Source organism: Cytophagales bacterium (assembly GCA_019456305.1).
Taxonomy (GTDB): Bacteria; Bacteroidota; Bacteroidia; order Cytophagales; family VRUD01; genus VRUD01.
On sequence record VRUD01000102.1, the window covers coordinates 1 to 12,314 of the forward strand.

12 protein-coding genes are annotated in these 12,314 nt (G+C 36.0%); 4 read left to right on the forward strand and 8 right to left on the reverse strand.

Features of this window, described 5'->3' with window-relative positions; translation table 11 throughout:
• Nucleotides 1-122 precede the first annotated feature (122 nt).
• The 3 genes from FVQ77_15930 to FVQ77_15940 all read left to right on the forward strand — a co-directional run bounded on the left by FVQ77_15930 (nt 123) and on the right by FVQ77_15940 (nt 2,457).
• The gene (locus FVQ77_15930) at nt 123-887 is read left to right on the forward strand and encodes a ParA family protein (protein ID MBW8051790.1); all 765 of its coding nucleotides are present in this window, start codon (nt 123-125) and stop codon (nt 885-887) included.
• A gap of 14 nt (nt 888-901) precedes the next feature.
• Complete coding sequence (locus FVQ77_15935; protein MBW8051791.1) at nt 902-1,795, forward strand: ParB/RepB/Spo0J family partition protein; 894 nt, start codon at nt 902-904, stop codon at nt 1,793-1,795.
• Between the two features lie 101 nt (nt 1,796-1,896).
• The gene (locus tag FVQ77_15940) at nt 1,897-2,457 is read left to right on the forward strand and encodes a hypothetical protein (GenBank protein ID MBW8051792.1); all 561 of its coding nucleotides are present in this window, start codon (nt 1,897-1,899) and stop codon (nt 2,455-2,457) included.
• 312 nt (nt 2,458-2,769) lie between these two features.
• Here the strand turns inward: FVQ77_15940 and FVQ77_15945 are convergent, their stop codons facing one another.
• Together FVQ77_15945 and ppk1 are read right to left on the reverse strand one after the other, a co-directional pair.
• A complete protein-coding gene (locus tag FVQ77_15945; GenBank protein ID MBW8051793.1) occupies nt 2,770-2,988 on the reverse strand; it encodes a hypothetical protein in 219 nt (72 codons plus the stop codon).
• Nucleotides 2,989-3,039: 51 nt separating this feature from the next.
• Nucleotides 3,040-5,193: a polyphosphate kinase 1 gene (gene ppk1, locus FVQ77_15950; GenBank protein MBW8051794.1), complete on the reverse strand. Its 2,154-nt coding sequence runs from the start codon at nt 5,191-5,193 to the stop codon at nt 3,040-3,042.
• A gap of 116 nt (nt 5,194-5,309) precedes the next feature.
• Between ppk1 and FVQ77_15955 the strand changes: the two genes are divergently transcribed.
• The gene (locus tag FVQ77_15955) at nt 5,310-5,528 is read left to right on the forward strand and encodes a hypothetical protein (protein MBW8051795.1); all 219 of its coding nucleotides are present in this window, start codon (nt 5,310-5,312) and stop codon (nt 5,526-5,528) included.
• Between the two features lie 119 nt (nt 5,529-5,647).
• Here the strand turns inward: FVQ77_15955 and FVQ77_15960 are convergent, their stop codons facing one another.
• The 6 genes from FVQ77_15960 to gyrB form a co-directional block, all read right to left on the reverse strand.
• Nucleotides 5,648-6,091, reverse strand: coding sequence for an SRPBCC domain-containing protein (locus FVQ77_15960; protein ID MBW8051796.1), 444 nt, complete (start codon nt 6,089-6,091; stop codon nt 5,648-5,650).
• Nucleotides 6,092-6,276: 185 nt separating this feature from the next.
• A complete protein-coding gene (locus tag FVQ77_15965) occupies nt 6,277-6,738 on the reverse strand; it encodes a hypothetical protein (GenBank protein ID MBW8051797.1) in 462 nt (153 codons plus the stop codon).
• 7 nt (nt 6,739-6,745) lie between these two features.
• Entirely contained in the window at nt 6,746-7,981 is a 1,236-nt protein-coding gene (locus tag FVQ77_15970) for an AAA family ATPase (protein ID MBW8051798.1), read from the reverse strand.
• Between the two features lie 563 nt (nt 7,982-8,544).
• Nucleotides 8,545-9,063: a hypothetical protein gene (locus FVQ77_15975; GenBank protein MBW8051799.1), complete on the reverse strand. Its 519-nt coding sequence runs from the start codon at nt 9,061-9,063 to the stop codon at nt 8,545-8,547.
• A 425-nt stretch (nt 9,064-9,488) separates the two neighbouring features.
• Nucleotides 9,489-9,950: a hypothetical protein gene (locus FVQ77_15980; protein ID MBW8051800.1), complete on the reverse strand. Its 462-nt coding sequence runs from the start codon at nt 9,948-9,950 to the stop codon at nt 9,489-9,491.
• A 194-nt stretch (nt 9,951-10,144) separates the two neighbouring features.
• Nucleotides 10,145-12,106: a DNA topoisomerase (ATP-hydrolyzing) subunit B gene (gene gyrB / locus FVQ77_15985; GenBank protein MBW8051801.1), complete on the reverse strand. Its 1,962-nt coding sequence runs from the start codon at nt 12,104-12,106 to the stop codon at nt 10,145-10,147.
• Nucleotides 12,107-12,314 lie beyond the last annotated feature (208 nt).

Sequence of the window (12,314 nt, forward strand, 5' to 3'; positions counted from 1 at the left end):
CAGAGCAGTTAAAAAAAATACTTGGTTCAATCGCAAGCAAATGAAATAAAAACTTTACTTTTTACTTTTTACTTTTTTACTTTTTACTTTTTACTTTTTACTTTTTACTTTTTACTTGATCAATGGGTAAAATCATCGCTATAGCAAACCAAAAAGGAGGAGTCGGTAAAACCACTACCGCCATCAATCTATCGGCAAGCCTCGCGGCATTGGAATATAAAACGCTGTTGGTAGATGCTGACCCCCAGGCCAATTCTACATCCGGCTTGGGACGAGAGCCCAAAAATATAAAAAAAAGCATTTATGAATGTATGCTCAATGGTTTAACAGCCAAAGAGATCATCTTGAAATCCGGTATAAATTTCCTGGAACTATTGCCTGCTCACATTGACCTGGTGGGCGCTGAATTAGAAATGATCAATCTGCCCAACAGGGAAGAAAAAATAAAAGAATCGCTAGCAGATGTCAAAGATCAGTATGATTATATTATTATCGACTGCCCGCCTTCTTTAGGGCTTATTACTGTGAATGCCCTTACTTCAGCAGATTCCGTTTTAATACCCGTGCAGTGTGAATATTTTGCATTGGAAGGTTTGGGCAAGCTGTTAAAAACTATTAAGATCATCCAGTCAAGGTTAAATACGGCCCTGGCAATTGAAGGTATCCTGCTTACTATGTATGATGTGAGGTTAAGGCTTTCAAACCAGGTAGTTGAGGAGGTGAGAAAACATTTTCAACAATTAACATTTGACACGATCATACCCAGGAATATCAGGTTGAGCGAATCACCAAGCTTTGGAATTCCTGTTTTAGCCCATGATGCTGAAAGCAAAGGAACTATCAGTTACATGAATCTGGCGCAGGAAATAATACAAAAAAATAATTAGGAAATTTAATAATCATGGCAAAAAAAGCAGCTTTAGGAAGAGGATTAGGAGCACTGCTTGAGGATTCCCTGGATACTATCCAGGAAAAAGGATTTGAAGCGGGTGCGGTGAGTAAATTATATGAATTACCACTCGATGATATAGAGAAAAATCCATATCAACCCAGATCCGAATTTAATGAGAACGCATTACAGGAATTAAGCCTTTCCATCAAAGCCCACGGTATCATCCAACCCATTACAGTCCGCCAGTTAAGTAGAAATAAATACCAGATAATTGCAGGTGAAAGAAGATTACAAGCCTCAAAAAAAGCCGGTACAAAAACCATTCCCGCTTATATCCGCACTGCTGATGACAGCCAGATGCTCCTATTGGGTCTTATTGAAAATATTCAGAGGGAGGATCTTAATGCAATAGAAATAGCTTTAAGTTACCAACGGCTTATCAGTGAGTGCGATCTGAAACAGGAAGAATTGGGTGAAAAAGTAGGTAAAGACCGCACGACTGTAACAAATTATCTAAGACTCCTCAAGCTTCCACCTGATATTCAAGCTGCATTGAGAGATAAAAAAATAAGCATGGGGCATGCAAGAGCAATTATCAATATTGAAAATATCGATAAACAATTAGAAGTTTATAAAAAGATCATAGAAGAGGATCTATCTGTAAGAAAAGTAGAGATATTGGTAAGAGAATCCAATAAGGAAAACGGCAACGGCATTAGCAGTACAAAAAAAAGTTCAACAAGCTCCCTTTCTTATGAGTTAGAGAAAATCCAATCACAGCTTGCCTCACACTTCGGAACAAAAGTTCAACTCAAATCTGATCAAAAAAATAAAGGTGAAATTAAAATCCCATTTTTGTCTGTTGATGACCTCAGCAGGATATTGAAGATTTTAGATTTGTGAACCTGATACTCGTATTAATAACTTTCTCAAAATTAATCCCGGGTATTCGGGATGAAGTTATAGGGAAGCTTACAGCAATATATTGTAAACAATCAATTTTTATGAAAATCTCAATAACTATTGCCATAACTGTCCTAATTGTTATTGTTTTTAATTCAAGTACTTATTCCAAAATTGATACTACTTATCAAAAACCCAGCATCAAAGACACCACCAAAACACATCCCGGGAAAAAAGCAGCAATATTATCAGCTATTTTACCAGGCCTGGGGCAGGCATCTAATAAAAAGTACTGGAAAATCCCGATCATTTATGCTTTGGGCGCTACTACGTTGTATTATGTAGATTATCATCATAGCAGATACATATTATACAGGGATGCTTTTCTATGTCTAACGGTTGACACTACGTGTGAATTTACATTGGATCAATCTCTACTTAATCAGGTAAAAATTTTAAAAGACGAACACAGAAGAAACAGAGACTGGTTTATTATTCTTTCCTGTGCCGTATATGCTCTCAATATTATTGATGCCAGCGTAGATGCCCATCTGTTGGATTTTGATATTACTGATGATCTTTCTTTATCAATTCAACCAGGCATTTTTCAGAACTATTATAGCGGAATTTCCGGGGGGCTTTCACTTAAGCTCAGTTTTTAGCTATGAATATTAAATTTTATTTTTTTTGAGCTTGCTGTTCTTCTTCCCTTCGGGAAATGGTTGCAATAATAAAAACAATAATAGTACAGAATGCCAAAGTACCGAATATAATATACATACCCATAATTACTCTTTGTTTAAATTTGTTGCGCCAATATACATCAAAATACATAAAATCAACCCTGTTATTAACCACAAAATTTTATTTTTTTTGAGCTTGCTGTTCTTCTTCCCTTCGGGAAATGGTTGCAATAATTACCATTATGATAAAAAAGAGTGCAATACCACCTAACATTATGTAAATTCCCATTATTATTCTTTATTTAAAATTGTTGCAATAATAAACGATAAAATAAAAAAAACAAAACCAAATATTATCCAGAAAAGATTAAAAGGTTGTTCTGATACAAATTGTCCTAAAACAAATATTGCTAATACAAGATTAGCAGCATTATAAATTGCTTTCCCTAATTCTTTCCGCTGATTACCGTCCAACTTAATTTTCCGAAATTTAAAAATATTTTTCCACATTAGGAAACTTTTTTTTAATATATCAAGCATTATAACGCTATGCGCCATGCACTAAAACAGCTTAACTTTTTCAATCACCTGATGGGTCACTTTAAAAAATTCCTTATGAATATCAAAAGGCGCTTTTCCATTCAGCATGGTTTTTACATAATTTCCATTTTCATGTAAGGTGTATTGATTCATATTATCTACTAAATTATAATCCAGGATATTTATAGCTTCCTTTTTTAGCCTTTCATCGGCAATTAAAAACAATGATTCAACCCTTCTTTCAAAACTTCTCAGCATAATGTCAGCGCTGCCGCCATATACTTTAGGATCGCCTGCATTGTGGAAATAGTAAATCCTGATATGCTCAAGATAGTTACCTACAATAGAGCAGACAGAAATATTTTCGCTCAATCCTTTTCTGCCTGGCCTCAGACAGCAAATGCCCCTGATTATCAATTTTATCGGAACTCCTGCCCGGGACGCTTTGTACAATTCGTCAATCGTTGCCTTGTCTTCCAGCGAGTTCATTTTGAATACCAATCCGGATGGCACACCTTTTTTGGCATTTCCCACTTCATTTTGGATCAATTCTATGATCTTCTGTCTCATATCTCTTGGGGCTGTGATGAGGTATTGGTAGATCTTTGGCATGGAGTGGCCCGTTATTACATTAAAAAATTCTGAAACATCGTGCGCATAAGTTTCATCAGTAGTGAGCAAGCTTATATCTGAATACAAATTTGAGGTGATCTCGTTATAATTTCCGGTTGACATGTGTACATAGCTTGTTACTTTTTTACCCTCTTTGCGAACAATGAGCAGCAGCTTGGTGTGGGTTTTATGCCTGCTGATACCGTAGATGACAAAACATCCTGATTTTTGCAGCTTTTGAGCTTCCCTGATGTTGTTTTCTTCATCAAAACGTGCCTGCACTTCGAATAATACCGATACGTGTTTCCCGTTTTCAGCAGCTTTCAGCAGCGCTGCAGTGATCCTTGAATCTTTGGCAAACCTATATATGGTGATCTTAATGGCCAGTACATTGGGATCTTCAGCAGCTTGTTCTAATAACGTAATTACAGGCTCAATACTATTATAGGGATGATGCAACAGGATGTCCCGGTCTTTCAGGTATTCATAGACATTCCCGTTTTCTTTTCCACCAAAACTTAACGGGAGTACGGGTGCCGTAGGAGCCGGGAGCTTGTCCTTGAATTCATCGTGATTGAAAACCTGGGATAAACTGGTAAAATCAAACAAATATTCATCATTATGGGTAGAGACGCGATTAATCGCGTCTCTACCCATAATGATAAATACATTGTCGTTATCAATTTCAAATCTTTGTTTTAACAAATCCAGCATCCAGGCAGAGCAGGTTTCCTCGACTTCCAACCTGACTACTCGTCCTGTCTTTCTGCCTTTTAATTTTCTTTTTATTTCGTTTATAAAATCAATCTCCACATCATCACTTTCATCCACTGAAAAATCTGCATTTCTTGTGATCCTGAAAAGGTTTACCGAATCTATCTTTATGTTTCTATATAGTTTATCAATACGCCATTTAATAATATCTTCTATGGGTAAGAAAATCAATTGGTTTCCCCTGTAGATCTCATAAAAGCGAGGCAAATTTTGCGGTATCTGTACAAAGGAAATCTTTTTATCTTCTTTGCTTTTGGTTACTACGCCAAATATGAGCATATGGTTCATAAGGATCGGGAAGGCATGATGATTGTCATAAACCATTGGTGTGAGCATCGGGTAAATGGTGTCCATAAAGTATTTGGCTACTTCTTCCTTTTCATGTTCCTGCAGAGTTTCTCGCATAGGACTCTGCGATTGCTCTATATTTCCAATACAAAATCCATTTTTTTCAAATTCAGCAGACTGCTGACGGTAACATTCATTCAGATCATTGGCAAAAAGTTTTGTTTCCTCTAATAATTTTATTTTAAAAGGTGTTTCCCGCATGCCGGAATAATCTACTCTTTTTTTACCAAAATCAATGTAATTGTACAAGCTTCCAATGCGTATCATAAAAAACTCGTCAAGATTAGAGGCAGCAATGGTGAGGAATCTTAACCGTTCAAAGATATTGCGCCTACTATCTTTTACCTGGTCTAATACCCGGTAGTTGAATTTCAGCCAGCTCAGATCACGGCTGATGTAATTGCTTTGGTGGATTTGTTTTGATGTGTTGTTTTTTTGCATAACGATAAGTGCAAGCGCAGGCTGGCGTTTAAAACCTCTTTCCTGTCCTATTTGACAAAGATAGCAAAAAGCGATGAACTTTCAAATATTTGCTTAATTTGTTTTCATTGAAAAGTATGGTAGTAAGATTTAAACCAAAGTTTTGGAAGGACATCAACAAAGTGAAACGAGACGGAGAAATTGTAGAAGCGCTGGGAAAAATCATAAAACAGGTGGAACAAGCAAAAATAACCGATGAGACAGCAAACTTTAAAAAACTGACCAAATACAAAACGCGCTGCAGGATAAAGCTGCAATTTGACAAAAGAAGAGATTTCAGAACTGTTTGTGTATGAAATGTGGGGCTTTAGAACTTCGTCATTATCCACCGAGTAGTGAGTTTATTAAGAGCACAAAACTCTCTGAAACCCTTGTCAGCCCTATATTTTATACACTTTGTTGTGCTTTCGTGCTTTTATTTCTCACTTTCTTCCAAGTATTGTTTAAGGCTTTTTTTAATAAAATAACTCCAGCCTTCAATACCGCTTTCTCTTGTGAATTCAGGTATATTGTCTGGAAAATTTTCGACAACTGTGTATGTCAATTTTAATTTTGTCTGATTGCCCTCCTCAATTAGGTCAAAAACCACAACTGAACTGCCAGGATATCCTTCATATCGCCAGTCGTATGTTATTTTCTTCATTGGTACTACCTCTGTCAACTTCCACAAATGTGGAAATATTCTATCTTCTACCTGAACGACAAAACGTGTTTCAAAGCCCACTTTAGGCTCAAAAGATGGGATGTTGTCAAAAAACCATTGTTTCATTTTATCAAGTACGGTTATCGCATCCCAAACATTTTCCATAGACGTGTCAAAGATTTGTTCTACAACAATAGGGTCATCTGTTTTTTTCATAGGTATTCATTTTTATAGTTAGTAGTTTTTTGCATGAAGCACAACGGTTTCGGGGCTTGCGTAGGCGGGGATTTAAAACTGCTCACTTGTCCCCCGCCGCAAAGATAATTACTTGCACACACTTTCAAATTGCTCGTCAACCCCGCTTACGTCAAGCCCCGTGTTGTGTGCAGTGCTTTCTCTCCTTAGTAGTTTGTCAGAAAGTCGTCAAGAAGTTCTATCTTGAATGTCACCTCGTCTTTCATAAATTTTTTCAGTTTTGCATCAGTTGTAACTATTGTTTTTGTCTGTGTCATTGTAGCGGATTCAAATAGATATTTATCGCTGATTGTATTTCCTCCTTCTGTCAATTTATCGGTTATTGTGTCCGCCAATTCAAATTCATTATCATCAACAAAGAAACATCTGTCACTGTCAAGTAAAATGTTTGTAATAAATTTTTTTAGTTCAGTATAAACTTTATTATTGTTCTGATACTGTTTGGCGAACAATTCAACTTTTCGTAAAAATTCACTTGGTCTCCTAACAAATAGTTTGTCTTCCCTAACCATAAATTTGTTGAGAAACTTTTCAAGTTTTTCCTTTTCTTCATTGGATGCGTCAGGTTTAAAGTATTCTGGTAGCCATTCGTTGACAGCAAATTCCATATTTCTTTTAGTCAGTAATTTTGAAAAATGTTTTTAAGTTGTTTAATTCTGTTTGATAAAAATTCTTCAAGCCACCTTTTATTTGTCCGTCAGGATTTATTTCTTGATATTCTGTTTTAGTTTCCTTTCTTGTTTTATTCAAATAATATACTTTCACTTCTTCGCTTTTGATTGTTCCCTCAACCACATTTTTCAAAAGTGAATTGATAAAATGTTCGCTGTGAGTAGAAATTAAAAATTGCTTGTCTTCATCTTCTGCCATTTTAATCAATACGGAAACAAGTTTGTCAATGATTGTCGGGTGTAGGTGAATTTCGGGCTCATCAATGCAAATAAACTTATTACTCTTCTGCATAATCTTTGCAAGAATGGTTACTAACTGATTTGTACCTAAACCTTCATTAACAAGGTCGGCAGTAAATCCATTTTTTCTATCCATAGTTTGCAAATAAAAATTTGAAGTGGCAGGTGTCGTATAAACAGAAAATGTTCTTTCAACAATTTTCTCAAGATAGAATGTAACCTTGCCCGATAAATCTCGGTCATGTGCCAAAAGAGAAGCTATTTCTGCTTCGGTAGAAATTAATGCTCCTAATGGAACAGGATTAAAGTAAGGCTCTGTAAAACCTCTGCGTAAAGGAACAAAATCAATTTTTGCAAATTCATTTAATGGTAACTGAAATATTTTTTTCAGCAATGCAGTTGCTTCATTAATTATTACTTGTTGAGAAGTATCGGCAGGGTTTTCAATAAATCCAGCCGTTGAAACACTCAAAATATTTGCAATTACTCCATTCCAATCATACTTCACCTGTAAAGTATCGCTTTCAAACGCAAATTCCTGTATTTTGTTTGCAGGGTAGGGAAATGCTATTTCTAATTTTGCATTGAAACGATAAGGCTTGTAAGAAGTTATCTCCAGAAACGAAGTAACTTTTCCGATAGAAAGTTTATAGCCAACTTCAATGTCATTATCATTAGAAATAATTTCTAAAATAATATTTTGACTTTCATCTTTGCTAAAAACAGTTTGTTGGAAACCTCCAAGATTAATGAAAGGCAAGGTGAGACAAGCATCAATGCTTTGATTGGGGTTTGTAATTGTATTTTTAAGTGCAAGCAAACTGTAAATAAAACTTGATTTACCACTATTGTTTGCACCAGTCATAACAGTAATGTTCCCCAAAGGCAGTTCTGCCTTTTTTAAACTTTTAAAGTTTTGTATGTTTAGATTTGTTATCATTTTAAATGTCTATTTATTTATGTAATTCAAGTGGCAAAGATAGATTTTTTTTGTGTCATTATTAATTTTATCACAGTCAGTCAATCGGAGCGTCAGTATTGCACACAACGGCAGTCCGTCTAAAAACTGTGAATTACAACTATCCCGAGTACTCGGGACTAATTAGTGTCTGTCCATAAAGTCAGCATTCCAAAAATAAAAAGACACGAATTACACGAATTCACACGAAAAAATTAGTGTAATTCGTGTCAAAAAAAGACATTAGAGACAGACACTAATTAATTGTATGTTGTTTGTTTTCAATGAGTTATTATTTCTCCTTAATGCCAAATTAACAATTTATGATAGTTTTTAGACAGTCTGACGGTTTCGGGGCTTGCGTAGGCGGGGTTTTGAAACCGCTCACTTGTCCCACGTTACAAAGATAATTAATTGCACACACTTTCAAATTGCTCGTCAACCCCGCTTACGACAAGCCCCGTGTTATAGCCAGTGCTGTATTATCGTCCGTGGTTGTCGGTTTGTTGTCCACCGAGTTTTTATTTGTCGTTTATTCCCAAAACCTATTCCCACCCACCAAAAAGAAATGGTGAAACAAATACTATTACGATGACAGCAAATAAAAATAGAAAATAGTTTTGCAAACTTATTTTTTCATTTAAAGTTTGTTTCAGTATTAAATAAAAAAAGATTGTCTGTATAATGCTAATAGCTGAAAAGGCGGAAGCTCCATGAGAATCAGAATCTAACCCGAGTTGATTTAATCCAGGGTAATAAAGTAAAATAAGAACACCCAAGATACCAAACCAGAACAGAATTGTCAAGGGTTCTGTTCTTGTCGTGTCATTTACTTTATTTTCCAATAGATTCAGTTTTTTTAATAAGCCCATTGCTGTCCCCACGAAAAAAGTCAGCAATGAGAGTTGAATAGCCATTGTAAAATAAGGCCATTTATTGTGAACATATTCACCGTCACTTGAAAATACATTATGGTAATTGTGGTAGATTGTCAATGATGTCAAGATAACCGAGGCAATAAAAAGAATAGTTGTTAGAGTGATGCCTTTTGATAGTTTAGACATTGTCATATTTTCTTTTTTAATTGGCAATAATTGTCTGTCCGCTGTAAAGTGTCCACCATGTACTGTAGTTTTTTAGCATTGGCTATAACTTGTAAATACACGCAATACTAACCATTAACCACTTGACATCCAAATCTATTTTATGCGTTTTTTGTATCATACTGTTCTTTGCTATACAAAAAACGCAAGTGCTAAATAGCATCTAAAGGACTTTTAATTTTACCCAAGTCCTTCTTAATAAAAATTTATGAGGAAGCAAAGAAGAAAATAAAAAATGGAAAAGGAGTTCACGTGAAAAGTGAAAAAACAGGTCTTGTTAAGGAATTATACGGTCCGAAAGCATATCCAGAAAAAAGAGGAAAGATACAAACAGGGTTAGGACGAAGATACCGATATTGATTTAATTTTAATCGAAAATAATGATTTTATTTTTCATAAATTCTCGTAATTTCTATTTTACCTTTATACATTTCACAAATTTCAAAAGGTTCTATACACACACTTTTTGGTATATATTGGTGAATTAAAGCAACAGTACAATCATCAATCCAATGATGAATAAAGGCTACGTGTCCACGTTTGTATTCCATTTCATAATATAAGTCGGTTTCGGGTAATTTAACACCTTTTTTAATCAGTATTAGATCACCAGAGTACAAAGTCAAACTATAAGGAAATTTATCTTTCCATTTAAAAATATCAACGTATTTTTTCACCTCATTGTCAGTTAATTTATTCATTACATAATAAGTAAAATCAGCACAACTACCTCCACCTATTTTTTTCCCTAAAAGACTATCGCAAATCTCAATAATTCTTTTATTTGCTTGGGAATACCCGCAAGTACACAAAAAAGTAAATAACAATATGATGATTATTTTTTTCATAACTGTTTACACACCGTAAACGAAAAAAAAAATAAAATGTTTTGAGAAATCCCCTCTCAAAACGAAGTTAAACGTTCTTATAAGAGCAACTGCTACAACTTAAAAGAGTATTTTTGATTTTTGTCTGACAACAGTGAAATAAAATAAAAATCCCCGCAACGGCAGGGGTTTTTATTCGTATATTTTCATTGGAATTACACATCCAACTTGGCATACTTCGCATTCCGCTCAATAAATTCCCTCCTCGGTTCTACTTCATCACCCATAAGAACAGAAAATAAATGGTCAGCTTCTGCGGCTGATTCAATACTGACCTGTTTGAGGCTTCTTGTTTCGGGGTCCATGGTTGTGGACCATAGCTGGTCAGGGTTCATTTCCCCGAGCCCTTTGTATCGTTGTATATTTACTGAATCTGTTTTTCCATTTATAGCCAGAGCTTTCAGGGCTTGATCTCTATCCTTGTCAGACCAGCAATACTTTTCTTCTTTTCCTTTTTTGATAAGATAAAGGGGGGGGAGCGCTATATATAGATAACCTTTTTCAATCAGCTCAATCATATACCTGAAAAAGAAAGTGAGGATGAGCGTTCTGATATGGCTGCCGTCTACGTCAGCATCGGTCATAATAATAATTTTATGATAGCGTAATTTTGTAAGATCAAGCGCTTTTTCATCCTCCTCAGTGCCAAAAGACACCCCCAATGCCATGATCATATTTTTTAATTCAGCATTTTCATAGATCTTATGTTCCATCGCTTTTTCAACATTGAGTATTTTACCCCTCAAAGGCAGGATTGCCTGAAATCCTCTATCCCGTCCCTGTTTGGCTGAACCCCCGGCAGAGTCCCCTTCCACAAGGTATAATTCACAATTTCCGGGATCTTTATCAGAGCAGTCGGCTAATTTACCGGGCAGGCCCGAACCGCCCAGCACACCTTTGCGCTGCACCATTTCTCTTGCCTTACGTGCTGCATGACGTGCCTGTGCACTCAGCAGCACTTTAGAAATAATGACTTTAGCCTCTTTAGGATGTTCTTCCAGGTAATCCGCTAATTTTTCGCTTACACACATATCTACAGCGCCCATTACTTCAGAATTACCAAGCTTACTTTTCGTTTGTCCTTCGAATTGCGGCTTAGCTACTTTAACAGAAATAACTGCTGTCAAACCTTCCCTGAAATCATCCCCGCTGATCTCAAAATTCATTTTTTCAAGCATTTTGGATCGTTCGGCATAGGTTTTCAGGGTCCGTGTTAATGCTCTTCGAAATCCTGCTATATGCGTTCCGCCTTCTATCGTGCTGATGTTGTTTACATATGAAAAGACATGTTCGGCATAAGAAGTGTTATATTGGATTGCTACTTCAACCGGTACATCCGCTTTTTTCCCTTCAATATAAATAGGGAAAGGGATTAAACTCTCTCTTGCATCATCAATATATTTGACAAACTCTATTAATCCGCCTTCAGAAAGGAATTCTTCATTGAGCGGGTTTCCCTTCTTGTCATTTTCCCGCTTGTCGGTGATGGATAGCCTTATTCCCTTATTTAAAAAAGACAATTCTCTCAGGCGTGAAGTTATGGTGTCATAAATAAATTCGGTGGTAGAAAAAATCTCTTTGTCAGGCGTAAAAAGAATGATCGTGCCGGTAGTATTTGTTTTGCCTGTTTCCTTTACCTTATACAGTGGTTTTCCCCGTTTATATTCCTGCTGGAAGATCTTTCCCTCCCGGTGAATGGTAGCTATCAATTTACTTGAAAGCGCGTTTACGCAGGAGATACCTACACCGTGCAAGCCGCCCGACACTTTATAGCTATCTTTGTCGAATTTTCCTCCGGCATGCAGCACGGTCATTACCACTTCCAATGCTGAGCGCTTTTCTTTCAGATGCATATCTGTTGGAATGCCCCTGCCATTATCGGAGACTTTAATGGAGCCGTCTTTGTTGACCGTTACATCAATTTCCGTGCAATGGCCTGCCATAGCTTCATCAATAGAATTATCTACTGCTTCCCATATTAAATGATGCAACCCTCTTACGCCTATATCTCCGATATACATAGCCGGAGTTTTCCTTACTGCTTCCAGGCCTTCAAGAACCTGTATATGATCGGCTGTGTAGCCCTTGCCATCTTGTTGAGCTTTAGTAATTTTCATTCGTATATTAGCATTTTATTAATTAGTATAATAGGGTGTAAAAATAAGAAAAAAAGTAAACATTAAAACAAAAAAGGTACTAAAATATAAATAGTTGAGTCCACTCCAAAAAGTATTTTTTCACCGCAAAGCCGCTAAGGTACTGTGTTAATTTCCAAATAATTTTTTAATGATTCTATAAATTTTTTAGTACTTTTGCATTTACACG